The organism is Hymenobacter sp. BT730 (assembly GCF_030542105.1).
Lineage (GTDB): Bacteria > Bacteroidota > Bacteroidia > Cytophagales > Hymenobacteraceae > Hymenobacter.
This window is the reverse complement of record NZ_JAUOFB010000001.1, coordinates 608,524-626,813: the sequence shown is the minus strand read 5'-3', so window position 1 is coordinate 626,813 and position 18,290 is coordinate 608,524. Positions and strand designations below refer to the sequence as shown.

Below are 18,290 nucleotides of genomic sequence, written 5' to 3'. Positions count from 1 at the left end.
TTATTTTTTCAGGGTGAGATAATCGGCGGCCAGCGTAGCCAGGGTTTTTACCCCCAACGTCAGGCCGCTCTCGTCAATAAAGAAGCCCGGAGTGTGGTGCGGGGCCGTGTCGGAGGGCTTCTTGCCTTTGGGCATACCGCCTACAAATACAAACAGGCCCGGTATTTTTTCCTGGTAGAAAGCAAAGTCCTCGGCACCGGTAACGGCCTTCTGCAAAACCACGTGCTCCGGTCCGGCAGCCAGCCGCAGGGAGGGCAACATCTGCTCCATCAGGCGCGGATTGTTAAACGTAACGGGCGCGTAATTCTCAATTTCCACCTCCGCCGTGGCGCCGGCACTTTCCGCAATGTTGGTGGCGGTACGCCGCACCGCCGCCCATATTTTTTGCTGCGTGTCTTTGCTCAGCGTACGGATTGTACCTGTGAGTTCTACCTGCTCCGGAATGATGTTGTTCCGCACGCCGCCGTGCACCATGCCAACCGTAATGACGGCCGCATCCTGCGTCAGCTCAGTTTGGCGGCTAATGATGGTTTGCAGACCGGTGATGATCTGGGCCGCCGTAACCACGGGGTCGATGCTCAGCCACGGGTATGCTCCGTGCGCTGATTTGCCCTTCACTACAATCTTAAATACATCGGAGCTGGCCATGGTACCCTCCGGCCGATATTTCAGGGTGCCTACTTCCGTCTGGGCGTTGATATGCACGCCAAAAATAGCATCCACGGCGGGGTTGGTGAGCACACCCTCCTTTACCATAAGGCGGGCGCCGCCTTCCTCCCCGGGCAGGGAGCCTTCTTCAGCGGGCTGAAAGATAAACTTAACGGTGCCCGGTAAGTCCTTCCGAACTTTGCTCAATACCTCGGCGGCCCCCAGCAGCATGGCCACGTGCGTATCGTGGCCACAGGCGTGCATAACGCCTACTTTCTGGCCGTTATAAGTAGAGGTAACTTTTGACGCGAAAGGCAGGTCGGTGGCTTCCGTTACCGGCAATGCATCCATATCGGCGCGCAGGGCCACCACCGGGCCGGGCTTGCCACCCCGCAGTATGCCCACTACGCCTGTCCGGGCCACGCCGGTTTGCACTTCAATGCCCAGTTTTTGAAGCTGCGCAGCTACCATTGCGGCCGTGCGGGTTTCCTGGTTGCCCAGCTCCGGATGCTCGTGCAGGTCGCGCCGACAGGCTATAACTGATTGCTCCGTTTCTCCGGCCAGTTTATTGATGCGGGTATGCAGACTAGTGTTTTGCGCCAGAGCCGGCACAAGGGGGGCAAGGCCGAGGACGAACGAGGCAACCAGTGGAAAACGAAATGACTTCATAGGGCAAGCTTATAAGCGGGGTTGAAGATAGAGCGCCTGGGTTATTCTGCCTAGTGGCTCCGGTATATTTAACAAGGCCTATACTTGGCGTAAGGCATGTGCCGTTAGCGCAGCATCTTCTTATTCTCCTGGCTTTATATGCATGCTTTGCTCCTGCTGGTGCTGCTTTCCCTGGTTGATCTATTCCCCGGTAATACCTCATTTCGGCAGGAACAGCAGGTTTTTCCCCGCGTGCGGGCCGCCTATGCAAACCGGTGGCCCGGGTTGCAGATGGCGCTACGCCGCCAACATATTAACCCTGCCCAGTTGCAGGTGTATCTGCGCGTGTTTAAAATAGGCAAGCGGGTAGAAGTATGGGCACATAACCGAGGTCCGGAGCCTTTCCGGCTTTTTTGCCAATACACCCTGGCGGGCACTTCAGGCACGCTGGGACCCAAACGCCGCGCCGGCGACGGGCAGGTGCCCGAGGGCTGCTACCGCATTAACCGCTTCAATCCCAACAGCCTCTACCACCTTTCCCTCGGGCTGGATTACCCGAACGCCGCCGACCTGGCCCTGCACGAGCCAGCGCCTGGCGGTGACATCTTCATTCACGGGTCCAATGTTACGGTTGGCTGCCTGCCCATTACGAATGCCTGCATAGAGGAGCTTTACATCCTGGCAGTAGAGGCCCGCGCGGCAGGGCAGCAGGAAATACCGGTCCATATTTTCCCTTTTGCCCTCAACAGCACCGACCTGGATGCCCGTTGGGCCAGCCCGCATTATGAGTTCTGGAAAAGACTAGCCCCGGTCTTTACCTATTTCGAGCAGTACCACCGGCTTCCTCCCGCCCAGATAGACTCCGCCGGGAGCTATCGGTTAAGGTAAATGATACCCCTTCCAGCTACCTACTTTACATGGCCATCCGGCATCAGTCCAATAAGCAGACTTGTCTCAAAATTGTGCCGGCAGTAAAATAGTACCAAAAGGAACCCCGGTTTCCTGCTTGGGGTTTGGCAGCGCATAGTATCTTTGTGATTCTGATTAACTTCCAGCATTCTGCGTGGTATGAAGAATTGGCTGCTCATCGTTTTGCTTGGATTAATTACCATGGCCTTTACTCCTGCCCGAGAATGGGTTAGCGGGGAGTTAATTCCCTTTCGGCAAGGCGTAAAATGGGGTTATACTGACCGGAACCGGCGTTTAGTGCTGCCCTTGCTCTACGATGAGGCTGGCCCCTTTGTAGAGGAACTGGCTTGGGTGCGCGTGGCCGGACTATATGGCTATATTGATGGTAGCGGCTATGCCGTAACGCCCACCCATTTCACCAAAGCATCCAATTTCAACCGGGGCAGGGCTAGGGTAGAGCTGCACGGCGAAACCTTCGACATTGATGTGGCCGGCAAGCGTCTTCCTGCCGCCGCCCCTACGCCCGAAGTAGAATATCTATCCTTAGGCGACTTAGTGCGCAAAGATGGCAAGCTGGGCTTCCGCTTTAGCGTAGGCAGTGCCACGGTGCCCCCCCTCTACGACGAGATTCTGGAGGATTACCGGGGTTTGCTGTTTGTGCGCCAAGGCCAGCAGTGGGGCGCAATAAACCGCAAGGGCAAATTAGTGCTGCCTGTTTTGTATGAGTCCATTCAGGCCACAGCCAGCAATGATTTTATCTTTCCCATTGTGCTCCAGGCCGGCCTATTTGGGTATCTGGATGCCGAAGGCCACCTGCTGGTAAAGCCCAAGTATCGTGCAGCTGAGCCATTTGTGGGCGGTGTGGCCCGGGTAGAAACCCCGGATGGGCGCGTGGGCTACATTGATTCCAACGGCAAAGAGTACTTCGAGTAAAATATCGGCTTAAGTAGCTTGTTCATGCCCTGCATCCGGAAAGTAATAACTTCCGGATGCAGGGCAGCCTTTTTACCAGCCTTTTACAAACAGGCGTATTACTACTTATCATGCCTATCGACCAGTTTATAAGGCAGCAACTTCTGGCACTGGTGCTACTCTCAGGCACTTTAGCACTAGCGATACAAAAAGCGTCGGCCCAGCAGGTCGTGTATGATACTGTGCGAAAGGATAAACAACCTATTGGCTATTCTTCCGGAATGCTTCCTATGTTCAAAGAAGGAGGCGCTAAAGGTTTTCAACGATTTATCTGGCAAAACCTTAAATGGCCTGCTGGTGCAGAACGAATAGACGTAGACGGAAGGGTATTTATTCGCTTCACTATTGATTCACTCGGGCATATAGTGCAACCACAAGTAATCAAAAGCCTTCATCCGCTTTTTGACGCGGAAGCAGTACGGGTTGTCAGACTACTTGATAGCCGGTTTACCCCAGCTAAAGAATTAGGGCGTCCAATAGCGTATAGCATGATTCTCCCCATCATGTTTCGAATACAGGAAGACACCAAGAAGCATCGCCAATAAATTTCCCAATCTGCTGCTTATACACTGAATTCCATTTAAAACCTTTCTATTTTACCCCCTCAGAATCCAACCTTACGCACGCTCCCACTATTATGCTCTTCACCCCCAGTCCCATGCTGCTGAAGCTGCTGTACACGCGCGGCAGCCTGCACAACACGCCTACTGGCGTGGCTTTCAGCATCAAAAATCGCCTTGATACGGTGCACCTCACCGGCATTGAGCACGTGCAGATTGGCAACACGAAGATCCTTCCCGAGCACATCAGTCTGGACCTGGGCAATGGCGACATACGCCCCGCCATGGCACTGGGCCCCGATGGCCACAGCCTGGAGTTTGCGGTGGGTCAAAGCATGGAATTTTTGCTGGAGACTCCTACCCTGCCTGAAGGTATGCACGCCTTGCAGGTACAGTTCTCCGCCGATCCTTTCGGCCCGCTACACGTGGAGGTGGAAGATGCCATTGTAAATCTACCCGATAACCGCACCCGTATTCCGCGCCAGAATGAGGATGACTATTCCGAGGCCGCCATTCAGGCCCGGCAGCGGTTTGCCGAGGAATTTACGGGCCAGCAGTTCAAGCACCTGAAGCATTATTCCTTTGATCCGCACGAGCTGCAGGGCAACTGCGAGCATTTTACCGGCGTGGCCCAGATTCCGGTGGGGCTGGCCGGACCGCTACGCGTAAACGGCGAGCATGCCCAGGGCGACTTCCTGATTCCCCTAGCCACTACCGAAGGCACATTGGTAGCCAGCTACAACCGCGGCATTCAGTTGCTGAACCTCTGTGGCGGCGCCAAATGCACCGTAATCGGCGATGCTATGCAGCGGGCCCCCGTGTTTGTGTTTGATGACGCTCGCGGGGCCCGGGACTTTGGCCGGTGGGTAGAAGAAAACATTGACCTGATCCGCCCCGAGGCGGAAAGCACGTCCCGCGTGGCCAAGCTACAGTACATTGACACGTACCTCTCCAACAAGTTTGCCTTCCTGCGCTTCAACTTCAGCACCGGAGATGCGGCGGGCCAGAACATGGTGGGTCGCGCCACCTTCGCGGCCTGCTCCTGGATATTGGCGCAGTATAAAGGCGCACCTATCCGCCACTTCTACCTGGAGTCGAACTTTGCTACGGATAAGAAGGCCTCCCAGATTAACGTGATGCGCACCCGAGGGAAGCGGGTAGTGGCGGAGTGCGTGATTAAGCGCGACATTCTGCAACAGCGCATGCGCGTAACGCCCGAGCAGCTGGCCTACCACGGGCAGGTAAGCAACGTGGGCGCGTTTTTATCCGGGGCCAACAATAACGGGGCGCACTCGGCCAATGGCATTACGGCCATGTTTATTGCCACCGGTCAGGATGTAGCTAATGTGTCGGAGTCTTCTGCGGGGGTGCTATATTCTGAAGTGACGCCGGAAGGGGATTTGTACATCAGCATTACTATTCCTTCGCTCATTGTTGCCACGCACGGCGGGGGAACTGGTTTGGCCACGCAGAATGAGTGTTTGAAAATGTTGGGCTGCGTAGGCCGGGGCACCGTCAATAAGTTTGCCGAAATAGTAGCCGGCGTAGTCCTGGCCGGCGAGTTAAGCCTGGGCGCCGCCATCAGCAGCTCCGACTGGGTGAGCAGCCACGAGCAGTACGGCCGCAACCGCTAGCTCTGTCCATAACACACTGGCGCCTGGCAACTACTTATATAGTAAGCAATTGCCAGGCGCCAGTGTGTTGTATATCAAGCAACTAGATTACAGCGGATCAGCCGTTACCTTAAACTTAGAGTCGGAGCGCACGGTAATTTCGTGGGCAACATTGCCCCGTAGCGACACTTCCGTGTACAGCGTGTAGCTGGATGCTTTAATGTACTTATCGAGCTTCGTGTTACTGGACTTCAGCTCAATGCTGGAAACTCCCATTGGCACATTATCCAGCGAGGCCAGCGGCACTTTGTCATTCTGGTCGGTACCGATAGAAATTGTAATACTCTTCAGGAAGTTGAAGTTTTCTGCCGCGGGGTCAGTAATCGTGAGGGTAAGCTTGCTAAGCGTCACGTCCCGCACCAGGTCCGCCCGGGTATTGTTGTTTTTGAAGCTCTCTTCTGACTTCACCGAAACTGGTACCGGCGAGATAAATGGCACCGCAACTACGCCGCTGGCAGGAATTTTTATGTTCTGCGAATCGGAAATTTCAAAGGTCAACAGCTCATTAACTTTTTTGCAGCTAAAGGTGAAGCTGATCAACAGCAACAGCAGAGGGGCAATGAAAAAGGCTCTTTTCATGAAAAAGGAATAGTTGGAAAGGTAAAAAGCTGGAGTACGCCAAAAAATGGGACCCGTTGACGCCTCCTAGCAAAATTTAGTCCATCATATCGGCAGAGCGGGGCGCTTCATGCACGAAATCCGGATTCCAGCTCATAGGGTATTTCTCATCCACATACTGCAGGGCGGTTTCCGTTAGGTACAGCGGGCGGAATGTGTCCACCATAACGGCCAGCTCGTGGGTTTCCTTTTTGCCGATACTGGCCTCCACGGTGCCCGGGTGCGGCCCGTGCGGCAGGCCACTGGGGTGTACCGTAAACGAGGCGAGGTCAATGCCTTTGCGCGACATGAAGTTACCGGCCACGTAGTACAGCACCTCATCGGAGTCCACGTTGGAGTGGTTATAGGGTGCGGGAATGCTCAAGGGGTGATAATCGAACAAACGCGGCACAAAGGAGCAGATAACAAAGTTGTGCGCCTCAAACGTCTGGTGCACGGGTGGGGGCTGATGAATACGGCCCGTTATCGGCTCAAAATCATGAATGCTGAAGGCGTAAGGGAAGAAGAATCCGTCCCAGCCTACCACATCAAACGGCGAGTGGGCATACGTCAGCTGGTGCAGGAAGCCTTCCTTTTTCACCTGTACCAGGTATTCGCCGGGAGCCTTTTCCAGCACCAGCTCTACAGGTGGGCGCATATCCCGCTCACAGTAGGGCGAGTGCTCCAGCAGCTGCCCGAAGTGGTTGCGGTAGCGGCGGCAGGTTTCTACCGGACTAAACGACTCAATAATCAACAGCCGCACCGGGCCTTCGTCGAAATGAAATTGATGGATGATAGTGCGTGGAATGACAATGTAGTCGCCGGGGCTGAAAGAGACTTTGCCCAGCTGGCTCCATAGCTCCCCGCTGCCTTCGTGCACAAATACTACTTCATCGGCCAAGGCATTCTTGTAGTAATACTGCATCCGGCGCTCCGTGGGGTTGCAGATGCTCATCATCACATCAGCATTACCAATGAGCATTTGCCGGGCCTGCAGATAGTCGCCGCCGGTGGTGGTTTGACTGAGCGTACGCAGGTGGCTGGGCTGCAGGGCGCGGTCTTTCAGCAGTTGGGGCGAATACGGCACCGGCTCGCCTACGGCCTTAATCTGGGTGGGAGGGTGGATATGATACAGCAGCGAGGATACGCCGCTAAAGCCTAGTGTACCGACCAACTGCTCATGATAGAGCGTGCCATCAGGCTGACGGAACTGGGTGTGGCGCTTATGCGGAATCTGACCAAGACGGTGATAATATGCCATGGGAGACGGGTGGGTATGGGTGGAAACCAGAGCGGTGAAGGTACAAAAAATGCCCCGTGCCCACCCGCCCTTGCTTCCAGCTTAAACGAATACGGACCCGCCGGGCTGCTGCCCGACGAGTCCGTCAGAAACGCCAGCAGGGCCGGCCGTTATTCGTTTGATACTCCTTGCGCCAGGAGGGCACGGCCGTCTTCCACGGCGTGCAGCGCCTGCTGAAACTCAGCATCCTGCTCGTTCAGCACCGTGTAAAAGGCCGTTTTGCCATAGGCACTCCGGGCAATGTGCGCTTTGATCTGGCAGCGCAGCAGCGCCGAGGCATTGCGCAACCCATCTTCGTCCAGTGCTACGCCTTCTTTCCGGGCCCGCTCGGCCAGGGTGCGCAGCTGTATATCACTAACGCGGAAGGTGGCATTAAATTGCTCAAAGCGCAGATCTTCCAGCTCGGCTTTGTGCCCCTGGTAGAAATTCAGGGCAAACTCGCGGATCAGATTCAGACCCTGTAGGCGGGTATAATAGCCGGAGAATATGGCCGTATCGCGGGGCACGAACACATCAGGCATAATGCCGCCGCCGCCATACACCAAGCGGCCATGGCCGGTGCGGTAGCGCAAAGAGTCCGAGAAATGAATGCTGTCGGCGTGCAGGAATTCGCCCCGGCGCTGCCGCTCGCGCAGGTCTTGCGCATAAGCCGCTGTGCCGTGAGCGTAGGACTTCTGAATGCACCGGCCCGAGGGTGTAAAGTATCGCGCAATGGTCAGGCGCAGTTCAGAACCATCATTCAGGGCAATGGGCTGCTGCACCAGGCCTTTGCCAAAGGTGCGGCGCCCTACCAGCAAGGCCCGGTCATGGTCCTGCAGGGCGCCGGCCACCACCTCGGCAGCGGAGGCACTGCCTTCGTCAATCAGTACCACCAGCGGGCCCTGCTCAAATTCACCAGCTATGCGGGAATACGTCTGCGTGTCGTACTGGTCGCCTTTGCCATCGGTGTATACAATTTTGCGGGTGCCGGCAATGAATTCGTCGGCCAGTTTGGTAGCGCGGTCCAGGTAGCCGCCGGGATTACCGCGCAAGTCCAGTACCAGGCGCTCCATGCCCTGGCGGCGGAGGTCATCCAGGGCTAGCTTAAACTCGTCGTAAGTACCGCTGGCGAAACGGCTTACCTTGATGTAGCCGGTTTGATTATCTACCAGGTAGGCCACATCTACCGAGGAATTTGGAATGCGGTTACGGGTGAGGCTGAACGACAATGGCCGGGCCAGTGCCCGGCGCTTCACCAGCAGTTGTACGGCACTGCCGCGTGGGCCGCGCAGCTTGTCGAACATTTCTTCCATGGTGATGTGCCGGCCCGCTATGGGCTGACTATCCACCGCCAGGATCCGGTCGCCGGGCTGCAGGCCAGCCACCTCGGCCGGCCCCCCGCTCAGCGGGGCCACTACGGTTACCGTATCCCGAAATACATTGAATTCTACCCCAATACCATCATAGTCGCTCTGCAGAAAGGCGGCGGCTTTGGCCCGGTCGCGGGCCGGAATAAAGGTAGAGTGTGGGTCTAAACGCTCCAGCATCCGCGCAATGGCGTAGTCCGACAGCGCCTCTACATCTACCGAGTCTACATAGTCACGGTCTACATAACTCAGAATTTCCTTGAACTTCAGGTATCCCCGCACGGTGCCCTCCGGGTTTTGCTGCGAAGGCTGAAACCGATTGGCTCCCAGCAGAATACCACAACCCAGTGCCAGGCTCAACAAAGCCGGCTGCCGCCACCGCCGCCAGCCCGAACGCTCCGCAGGTACCGGCGCTACGTCTTGCATACATTCAGAAGTAGAAGTTTTGGCCATGCCGTCCGGAAACTCAAAAGGGTAGTTATCAAATCTAGTAAAACATTTCCGCGAAATTGTATCCCAGCAAGGTTATTGACTTATCTTACCTCTATAATTCAATTAAATATTTATTTAAAGTAAATAAGACCGGCATTTCACTCCTTTCTTTCACTTTTCGTCACGACATACGGCCTCAAACGACACTCAGATTACCCCTTGAGTTATAATTTTTGAAAGAACTGCGCTCTGCCTATACTGTGCAGAGAGCAGGGCAATATGTCTGGCAATAAGGCGGAACGGGTTACGGCCGGCGTCGTATCTTTGTGCGAGGCTTCGGTTTTGGAGCTCTTCTCTTGCCAGCTGATTTCTTTGTCCATGGGTCGCATTCTTGCTATTGACTACGGCAATAAGCGCGTAGGGCTGGCCGTCACGGACCCGCTGCAAATGATTGCCACTCCTTTGGAGACAGTACATAGCAAAGACTTACTCGCTTATCTCAAAGCCTATCATCAGCGAGACCCACTGTCAGCGCTGGTAATAGGTATGCCGCGCACACTGCTCAACGAAGCCACTGACTCCACCAGCGCCGTAGTGGGTATGGTGCGCAGCCTGCGCCGGGAATTTCCCGATGTGCCGGTGCATGAGATAGACGAGCGGTTTACCTCGCGCATGGCCCACGCAGCCATGCTGGCGGGCGGCCTTTCCAAAAAAGACCGGCGCGACAAAGCCACCGTGGACCGCGTCAGCGCCACTATCATTCTGCAATCCTTTCTTGAATCCCGATGATTTATCCCATCGTTGCTTTCGGCGACCCGGTTTTAAAAGCCCGCGCCAAAGACATACCCGCTGATTTCTCCGCCGAAGAGCTTAAAAAGCTGATTGGTGATATGTATGATACCATGTACTACGCCCACGGTGTAGGCCTGGCCGCGCCCCAGATTGGCAAAAGCATCCGCCTGTTCGTCATTGACTCGGCACCTATGGTGGATGACGAAGACGAGGAGACCGGCGAGCCACTGCCTAACGCCGAGCAGGGCATCAAGCGGGCTTTTATTAACCCCGTGATGGTGAGCGAAACCGGCGAGGAATGGGGTTTTGAAGAAGGCTGCCTGAGCATTCCGGGCGTGCGGGAAATGGTGTACCGCCACGAAACCATTGTATTGCGTTACGAGGATGAGCAGCGCCAGCAACACGAGGAAACCTTTTCCGGCATGACGGCCCGCGTGATTCAGCACGAGTACGACCACCTGGAAGGCGTGCTGTTCACGGACTACGTAACCGGCCTGAAAAAGCAGCTGCTGCGCGGCAAACTTGCCCGCATCAGCAAGGGCGACGTGAATGCTGACTACCGTATGAAATTCGCTGGTCAGGGGCGGCGTTAAGCCCCGGCTATACCTACAAAAGCCCCGGCCGCCTATAGCACTATTCTATGGGTGGCTGGGGCTTTTGCTGTGAACTGGCCGGTAAATAAGCTACATGCAGGCAGCCATTTGTCCAAGCCGAAAAGCCGGAGTACCTTTCTTGTCTCTTTGCTTGTTTTTCCTGTATGAAGCGTGTCCTTGCTGTTCTAGTTGGCGTATTGCTGGTGCTGTTGCCTCACCACCCCCGGGCCTGGGGCTTTTTTGGGCACCGCACTATCAACCGGCTGGCGGTATACACGCTGCCGCCCGGCATGATTGGCTTTTACAAAGCCAACATCGATTACCTGACGGAAAACGCTACCCGCCCCGACTCTCGACGCACCGTGGTAGCTGGCGAGGCACCCCGGCACTTTATTGACCTGGATGTGTACGGTGACAGCGCAGCTTACAAAATGCCGCGCAACTACGCCGATGCCGTGGCGCGCTATGGGGAAGACACTCTGCAGCGGCACGGCATTGTACCTTGGCACGTAATGGTGATGAAAAACCGCCTCACGGAAGCCTTCCGTCAGCGCGACGCCGACCGGATCCTGGCCGTCTCGGCCGATATGGGCCACTACGTAGCCGATGCTTGTGTGCCGCTGCACACCACCCACAACTACAACGGCCAGCTCACAGGCCAGCGCGGCATTCATGGCCTATGGGAAAGCCGCCTGCCGGAGCTGCTGGCCAGCGGCTATGATTTCTTTACCGGCCCGGCACCCTACATTGAGCGGCCCGTGCCGGCCATCTGGGGCATCGTTACCCGTTCCAACGCCGCGGTAGACTCCGTGCTGCGGTTTGAGCGGGAAGTAACGGCCAAGTTCCCCGAGGACAAGAAGTTCACCTTTGAGCAGCGCGGCAACCAAACCGTACGCACCTACTCCCGCGAGTTCAGCCGCGAGTACCACCAGCGCCTGAACGGGCAGGTGGAGCGGCAGATGCGCCTGGCCATACGCATGGTAGGTGCATTCTGGTACACCTGCTGGGTAGATGCCGGGCAGCCGGACCTGAGCAAGCTGAAAGTAGCTTCCGAAACCGAACAAAAACGCCTGGCTAAGGAAAGTGAGGAATTCCAGATTGCACCCCAGGCCAATGTACCGGGCCATACGGATTAAGAAATTAGTGCATCTGTCACGAACAAAGAAGCGGCCCTCCGCTTCTTTGTCTGTTTAAGCCCGCTCATGAAAGCCCTGTTTACGCTCCTCCTGCTCTCAGTTTCTAACCTGTTTATGACCTTTGCCTGGTATGGGCATCTGCAGTTTAAAAAGCTGCCGTGGTTTAGCAAGCTGGGGCTGCTGGGTGTGATACTGGTGAGTTGGGGGCTGGCTTTTTTCGAGTATATGTTTCAGGTGCCGGCCAACCGCATCGGCTTTGAGGAGAATGGCGGGCCATTCAACCTGTTTCAGCTGAAGGTGATTCAGGAAGTTATTTCCCTCACAGTGTTTACGCTGTGTGCCGTGTACGTTTTCCGGACCGATAAACTAGCCTGGAACCATGTAGTAGGGTTTCTGCTCCTGATTGTGGCCGTGTATGTTATCTTCCGGAAGTGGTAGTTAGCATAGCTTCAGTTGTTAAAAACACGGAAAGGCTATATTGCCACAACTCCCCTCTCCCACCTGCGTAGGAAGCGCGCCCCCTAGCTGGGGCTATCTGCACACCGTTTGACTATGCGAAAATATTACTTCTGGCTGGGGCTGCTTTTGTGGCTGCTCAGCACACTGCCTGTAGACGCCCAAAAAGTAGGTCTGGTTTTAAGTGGCGGCGGCGCCAAGGGTCTGGCGCACGTGGGTGTGCTGAAAGTGCTGGAGAAAAACCGCATACCCATCGACTACATTGTGGGCACCAGCATGGGCGCCATTGTGGGTGCGCTCTATGCGGCGGGCTACTCCCCCAATGAAATTGAGAAGATTGTGCTCAGCCAGGCTTTTCAGGACTGGGTAGCGGGTCGCCCGCTCACGGGCAAAGTGTATAACTACTTCGAAACCGATTCTGACCCGGCGGCGCTGCACCTGGGCCTGGCCATCGACAAGAAGTTTAAAACCCGCGTGACGCCCCGCCTCATCAACGACGCCACGCTGAACTACCAACTGGCCACCATGCTGGCCCCGGCCGGCGCTATTTCCGACTACGATTTCAACAAGCTGCTGGTGCCGTACCGGGCCGTAGCTTCTGAGGTATTTACGCGGCAGCGCGTGGTGCAGCGCAGCGGCTCCCTGGCCGATGCTGTACGCAATTCTATGGCCTTCCCGCTGGCCTTCCGCCCCATCCGCCAGACCGATGGCCGCTACCTTTTTGATGGGGCCGTGGTGGATAACTTCCCCACCGGCGTGATGACGGAGGAGTTCAAGCCCGATATCATGATTGGGGTGAACGTGGGCGACGTTGCCTTTAAGCAATACCCCAAAACGCCTAAGGATGATGAGCTGCTAACCGGCACGCTCCTTTTCCTGGGCTCAAATGTGGCGGACACCCTATCCGTTGGGAAAAATGGCATTTTCATTCAGCCCGATCTGGAAGGCTACGGCGCCGGTGACTTCAATCGTGCCAAAAAGCTGGTGAATCTGGGCGAAACGGCGGCGGAAGCCAAGCTGGGGCAGATGCTGCGCCGCATTACCCGCCGCGAGGATACCCTGGCCCTGCAACAGCGCCGGCGGGCGTTTCAGGAGCGGGCCCCCCGACCCGATTTTAAGCAGGTGAATGTACAAGGGCTGCCCACGGAGCAGCAGGCTTTTGTGCGGCGGTTTTTCCGGCGCAGTGGCACCAACTACACTCCATCGGATATAGAGGAAGGCTATTTCACGCTGGTAGACAACGACTTCTTCTCCAACGTGTATCCGCGGGTGATGTACGATAAGGAGAAAAAGGGCTACATACTTTCCGTGGATGCGCGGCAGAACAACAACCTCACGGCCGACCTGGGCGTGCTGCTGTCTACCCGCTCTATGAGCAATTTTTACCTGGGCGGCTCTTTCCGCTACCTCAACCGCTACCTCTATACTATTTCGGCCAATGCTACGGTGGGCCGCTTTTATAACGGGGCCCACGCCGCCTTCCGGGTGAGCCTGCCGGGGCGTTTTCCGGTGTACATCCAGCCGCAGGTCACGTTTAATAACTTCAACTACCAGGATACCGGCGGCCTGCTGGGCACCAACACCGAAACCACTCAGATACAGCAGCGGGACCTGGCTACTACCGTGCAGGTGGGCATTAGCCCCAATTACCGTAGCCGCTACATTCTCACGGGTGGGGCCTTCACCAACCGGGACCGGTTTGCCAACACCGATGAGCTCAGTTCCAATGCCACGCTGGATGTCAGCCGAATGAGCGGCATTACCGCGGCCGTAAAGTTTGAGCGTAACTCTCAGAACCGCCGCCAGTACGCCACCCTGGGTCGCCGGGTAGAGTTTGGCTTCCGGGCCGTAAAAGCCATTGAAACATACATACCGGGCTCTACGGCAGCAGAAGGCATGGAAGGCCGGGACAAAAACCACCAGTGGCTGCGGGCTAATGCCTTCATTGAGCAGTTTTTTACCCTGAACAAGGCTGATACCGTGGGGGTACGCACCAGTGCCTGGGGCTTCACTACCGACCTGGTGGCCAGCACCCAGGGCCAATTTGCTACCTATCGTTCCTCCCTCACAGCCTCTCCGGCTTTCCTGCCCCTGCCTGACTCCCGCACCCTGTTCCTGGACCGCTACCGGGGCACCGCCTACGCGGCGGGTGGCCTGCACTTTGTGCAGGGCGTTGCCGGGCCCCTGGAGTGGCGTACTTCCGTATATGCGCACGTGCTGGTGCGCCCCTGGGGTCGGGACACAGAAAACCCGCTGCTAGCGGAGCGGCAGAACACCATTTCGCGGCCCTATTTTACGGCCGTGACGGGCTTCACCTACCAAACCCCGGTCGGCCCGGCGGCTTTGCAGTTCATCACCTACGATGAAAAGAATCATCGTTTCGGGGTGTTTGCCCACATCGGCTACGTGCTGTTCCGGGACCGGGCGCTGGATTAAGGTTGTACCAGTATCATAGCCGAGGATGCCGGGACTTCCACCGGCATAGCCGCTTCTGTTGATTCTGTTTTTCTGATTCCCTGCGGATTAATCTGGTCGCCGGTCAGCACTACGGAGTAGCGGCCGCCGGGAATGCGCAGCGTAGCCGGCTGGCGGTTGCCGTTGAACAGCACCACAATGGTGCCCCACTCATCACCGCCCGCGTGGTTCAGCAGGCGGTAGCCGATAGTATTAGCAGGAAGGTTGGGCAGGAAGGCTAAATGCTGCTGAATCAGCTCCTGTGTAGGTAGCCGAAACGCCGGGTGCGCCTTCCGCAGGGCAATCAACTGTTGATAGAACTTAAAGACCTGCTGGTACTGCGCTTTGCGCGCCCAGTCGAGCTGGTTCACGTTATCGGGCAGGTTGTAGGAGTTGTGGGAGCCGCCCTTGGTACGCAGAAACTCATCCCCCACGGGCAGAAATGGCACGCCCTGCGAGGTAAACACAATGGTGTTGCTGAGCAGGTCCATCCGGATCAGCTCAGCTTCCGTAGCGCCGGGGTTTGATACTGTTAGCTTGTCCCAGAGCACCCGGTCATCGTGGCAGGCCACGTAGTTAATAGCCTGCGCAGGCGTAGCGGCCCAGGCAGCTTTCGAGTAGTTCACCTTGCTATAGTCGAGCTGCGGGTGCTGGGTGGCGGCCACAATGCCAAACTTCACGCTTTCTTCCAGCCCGGGCTGGCCACTGGCAAAGCCGGGCTCGGTCTGGCGGGCGTAGTGGCCTTTCACTCCGTCGCGCAGCTCGTCGCCAAAGGCTGCTATGCGGTCCAGCTTCAGCACGTTGGCTTTCACGGCCCGCTGGGCTTCCGGCAGCGGGCTGGCCCCGGCCGCCCAGCCTTCGCCATAGATAAAGATGGAATGGTCGGTTTCGTCCAGGGCCGTGCGCACGGCCCGCATGGTACGAATATCCAGAATGCCCATCAGGTCAAAACGAAACCCATCGACGTGGTACTCCCGGGCCCAGTAGGCAACTGATTCTACGATGAGCTTGCGCACCATGGGCCGCTCGGAGGCCACTTCATTGCCACAGGCCGCGGCATCAGAGAGCGAGCCATCGGCGTTGTGGCGGTAGTAGTAGCCGGGCACCAGCTGCTCAAAGGAGCTGCGGGCGGCGTTGGCCGTGTGGTTGTATACCACATCGAGCACCAGCCGCAGACCGCGACGGTGCAGGCGCTGCACCATTTGCTTCATTTCCCGGATGCGAACGGCGGGGTCGGCGGGGTCGGTGGAATACGAGCCTTCCGGCACAGAATAATTCAGCGGGTCGTAGCCCCAGTTGTAGCGGCTTTCGTTTAGCTGGCTTTCATCGATGGAGGCATAGTCGTTGGTGGGCAGCAGGTGCAGGTGCGTGATGCCCAGCTCGGAGAGGTGGTCGAGGCCGGTTTTCACGCCTTCGGGGCCGCGGGTGCCTATTTCGGCTATACCCAGGAACTTGCCTTTGTGCTGAATGCCCGACTGCGGCTGCATGGACAGGTCGCGCACGTGCAGCTCGCCAATCACAATATCGGTGGCCTGTCGGAGCTTGGGCCGCACATCATCCGCCCACTCAGCGGGGCTCACGGTGGCCGGATCGAGCAAGGCGCCGCGCTGCCCATTCAGCCCTACCGCGTGCACGTAGGGGTCGGGCACTTCGGCCATCTGCTTGCCTTTGATGGTGGCCTGCACCACATAAAACCGGCCGGCGGGCTGCGCCGGCAACGTATAGGCCCAGGTACCGCCTGTTGACTTCTGCATGGCGTATTCGGCTACCGGGGTGCCGCCGGTACCCTCGGCGTAGAGCTTCAGCTGCAGCTTCTCGGCGGTAGGCGCCCATACGCGCAGCCGTGCTTGGCCCTGCACAAACGTCAAGCCCAGATCGGGACCATTATAGGTGGGATACGCTTCGTACGTATCAGCAGGAAGCGCCGTCCGGCAGGTGGTCAGGGACGTAAGGGAGACGAACAGCGTCAAGAAAAACCAGGATTTCATAGGAGAGCAATGAAGGAGCAAGTTCGGTTTTTCCGTCTGCTAATTCGCTACTCTTTTTGTGCCTCCTACTGTTTTGCGCCAGCGCGAAGCGGGCAGCACACGAAATCCGCTGTAGCTGCGTTATTCAGTTTATCATACGCCTATCTGCACGCAAACAGCCGGCCTTCCGCAAGGAAGCCGGCTGTTCTGTTGGCGGCGCCTTTGCAAGCCTACTTTCTATTGATTCAGAGTTACTTATGCCGTGGTTGAAAGCCAAAACGGCTGCCCGGAAAATTCCGGACAGCCGTTGCTGTTAAGCATAAAGAGAAATCCGTTTACAGCGCCTTCTTACGGGATGCCTGGAACTTCTTGATTTGCGGGTCGATGATTTTCTTGTCGCCGACGACCACAATGGTCATGGCCTCGGGGCGCACGTATTTGCGGGCGGTTTCGCTTACCTGTTGCGGGGTTACGGCATTGATGTTCTTCACCTGCTCCGTGAGGTAAGAGTCCGGCAGGCCGTGCAGCTCCAGGGTATTGAGTTGGCCAATGATGCCGCCCGGCGTGGAGTTGCGCAGTACAAACAGCCCGGACTCATAGTTCTGGATGCCTTTCAGCTCCTCCGCGGTGGGCGGCGTTTTCTGCAGGCGCTCAATCTCATACATAATTTCTTTGAGCGAGTTACCGGTTTCCTGGGTCGTCACATCGGCGTTCTGGCTCCAGTTGCCGGTGCGGTAGTGCGTTTCCAGGTAGCTGTAGGGCGAGTAGGTGTAGCCCTTGTCTTCCCGAATGTTGCGTGTGATGCGCGAGCCGAAGGAGCCGCCCAGCAGGGAGTTCATCACCCGCATCCGGATATAATCGGGGTGCGTGGGGTCTACCACGGGCAGGCCAATAACGATGGTGGACTGGGGTGCGCTGGGGCGGTCCAGGGTTACCACATTGGGGCGCGTCATAGATTTGGCCACTTCAATATGCGGCGCCGGGCCCTGCGGCATGCTCACCCAGGCTTTGGTAATAGCATCGCGCAGCGCCTCTTTATCAAATTTGCCGGCCACAAACACGGCCGTGCGCTGGGCTCCGTACTGGCTCTGGTAGAAGGCTTTCACCTGCTCCATGGTGAGAGCATCAATTTCCGCATCGGTGGGCAGCGGGCGGCCGTAGGGATGGTTGCCGTAGAGGGACGCCGTAAACTTCTGGCGGGCCTGGGTGCCGGGCTGGGCACGGGCCAGATTCATCTGCCGCTTAAAGTCGGCTTTGATGCGCGGCAGCTCACTTTCCGGCAGGGCGGGGTGCTGCACCACATCGGCCAGCAGGGCCACCATATCGGGGGCAAATTCGCTCAGGCAGGAAGCATATATCTGCGTCTGGTCCATGCCTACCGATACATCCAAGGAGCCGCCCATGCGGGCCACCTTATCGGCCAATTGGGCCGCCGACAGCGTGGTGGTGCCTTCACTGAGGAGCTTGCCCAGCAAATCGGCAATGCCTACCTGCTTGGCTTCCTCGTGCACGTTGCCAGCCTGAATGGCTACCAGCATGGTCACCTTCGGGATTTGGCCGTAGGGTACCAGCTTCGCCTTGAGGCCATTGGAGAGGGTAAACTCCTCCTTGGCGGGCAGCTTGAAGTCGCGCGGGGTGCCGCCGGGCGGTGGCGTTTCTTTGGGCGTGGATTGAACTGGAATTGTGGCGGCAGCCGGCTTGGCCGCCGTTTTGGGTTTTGCGGGTTTGGCCTGCGCCAGCGCGGCCGGCGTACTTGCGGTAACCAAGGCCACGCAGAGCAGCCCGTTTAATAGGATTTTCATGGCGT

15 protein-coding genes are annotated in these 18,290 nt (G+C 57.1%); 9 read left to right on the top strand and 6 right to left on the bottom strand.

The genetic code is table 11. The features are described 5' to 3' along the window. Positions 1-1,317, bottom strand: coding sequence for an amidohydrolase (locus tag Q4G72_RS02640; RefSeq protein WP_303309886.1), 1,317 nt, complete (start codon positions 1,315-1,317; stop codon positions 1-3). Between the two features lie 138 nt (positions 1,318-1,455). On the opposite strand from Q4G72_RS02640, the gene Q4G72_RS02635 reads away from it, so the two are divergent. The 4 genes from Q4G72_RS02635 to Q4G72_RS02620 all read left to right on the top strand — a co-directional run bounded on the left by Q4G72_RS02635 (position 1,456) and on the right by Q4G72_RS02620 (position 5,371). Further along, on the top strand, positions 1,456-2,184 hold the full coding sequence (locus Q4G72_RS02635; RefSeq protein ID WP_303309885.1) for a L,D-transpeptidase family protein: 729 nt from the start codon (positions 1,456-1,458) through the stop codon (positions 2,182-2,184). 180 nt (positions 2,185-2,364) lie between these two features. Then, on the top strand, positions 2,365-3,138 hold the full coding sequence (locus Q4G72_RS02630) for a WG repeat-containing protein (protein WP_303309884.1): 774 nt from the start codon (positions 2,365-2,367) through the stop codon (positions 3,136-3,138). 110 nt (positions 3,139-3,248) lie between these two features. Further along, the gene (locus tag Q4G72_RS02625; RefSeq protein WP_303309883.1) at positions 3,249-3,722 is read left to right on the top strand and encodes an energy transducer TonB; all 474 of its coding nucleotides are present in this window, start codon (positions 3,249-3,251) and stop codon (positions 3,720-3,722) included. 92 nt (positions 3,723-3,814) lie between these two features. After that, entirely contained in the window at positions 3,815-5,371 is a 1,557-nt protein-coding gene (locus Q4G72_RS02620; protein WP_303309882.1) for a hydroxymethylglutaryl-CoA reductase, read from the top strand. An 87-nt stretch (positions 5,372-5,458) separates the two neighbouring features. Here Q4G72_RS02620 and Q4G72_RS02615 read toward each other — a convergent pair whose 3' ends face one another. The 3 genes from Q4G72_RS02615 to Q4G72_RS02605 form a co-directional block, all read right to left on the bottom strand. After that, the gene (locus tag Q4G72_RS02615) at positions 5,459-5,989 is read right to left on the bottom strand and encodes a hypothetical protein (RefSeq protein ID WP_303309881.1); all 531 of its coding nucleotides are present in this window, start codon (positions 5,987-5,989) and stop codon (positions 5,459-5,461) included. Between the two features lie 76 nt (positions 5,990-6,065). Continuing rightward, the gene (locus Q4G72_RS02610) at positions 6,066-7,268 is read right to left on the bottom strand and encodes a homogentisate 1,2-dioxygenase (protein ID WP_303309880.1); all 1,203 of its coding nucleotides are present in this window, start codon (positions 7,266-7,268) and stop codon (positions 6,066-6,068) included. Positions 7,269-7,417: 149 nt separating this feature from the next. Then, positions 7,418-9,079 (bottom strand): S41 family peptidase, encoded by a 1,662-nt coding sequence (locus tag Q4G72_RS02605; RefSeq protein ID WP_303309879.1) that lies wholly within the window; start codon positions 9,077-9,079, stop codon positions 7,418-7,420. A gap of 384 nt (positions 9,080-9,463) precedes the next feature. On the opposite strand from Q4G72_RS02605, the gene ruvX reads away from it, so the two are divergent. From ruvX to Q4G72_RS02580, 5 genes are all read left to right on the top strand, one after another. Continuing rightward, on the top strand, positions 9,464-9,874 hold the full coding sequence (gene ruvX, locus Q4G72_RS02600) for a Holliday junction resolvase RuvX (RefSeq protein WP_303309878.1): 411 nt from the start codon (positions 9,464-9,466) through the stop codon (positions 9,872-9,874). Beyond that, positions 9,871-10,470, top strand: a complete 600-nt coding sequence (gene def, locus Q4G72_RS02595) for a peptide deformylase (RefSeq protein WP_303309877.1) — start codon at positions 9,871-9,873, stop codon at positions 10,468-10,470. The genes ruvX and def overlap by 4 nt, the downstream gene beginning before the upstream one ends. A gap of 164 nt (positions 10,471-10,634) precedes the next feature. After that, positions 10,635-11,606 carry a zinc dependent phospholipase C family protein gene (locus Q4G72_RS02590; protein ID WP_303309876.1) on the top strand — a complete coding sequence of 324 codons (972 nt, stop codon included), beginning with the start codon at positions 10,635-10,637 and terminating at the stop codon, positions 11,604-11,606. Between the two features lie 66 nt (positions 11,607-11,672). Next, positions 11,673-12,044, top strand: coding sequence for a DMT family protein (locus Q4G72_RS02585; protein WP_303309875.1), 372 nt, complete (start codon positions 11,673-11,675; stop codon positions 12,042-12,044). A gap of 114 nt (positions 12,045-12,158) precedes the next feature. Continuing rightward, on the top strand, positions 12,159-14,498 hold the full coding sequence (locus Q4G72_RS02580; RefSeq protein ID WP_303309874.1) for a patatin-like phospholipase family protein: 2,340 nt from the start codon (positions 12,159-12,161) through the stop codon (positions 14,496-14,498). On the opposite strand, the gene pulA is transcribed toward Q4G72_RS02580, so the two are convergent. Both pulA and Q4G72_RS02570 read right to left on the bottom strand, forming a co-directional pair. Then, on the bottom strand, positions 14,495-16,504 hold the full coding sequence (gene pulA, locus Q4G72_RS02575; protein ID WP_303309873.1) for a type I pullulanase: 2,010 nt from the start codon (positions 16,502-16,504) through the stop codon (positions 14,495-14,497). The genes Q4G72_RS02580 and pulA overlap by 4 nt on opposite strands. Positions 16,505-16,818: 314 nt before the next feature. Then, positions 16,819-18,285 carry a M16 family metallopeptidase gene (locus tag Q4G72_RS02570; RefSeq protein WP_303309872.1) on the bottom strand — a complete coding sequence of 489 codons (1,467 nt, stop codon included), beginning with the start codon at positions 18,283-18,285 and terminating at the stop codon, positions 16,819-16,821. Positions 18,286-18,290: the final 5 nt, after the last annotated feature.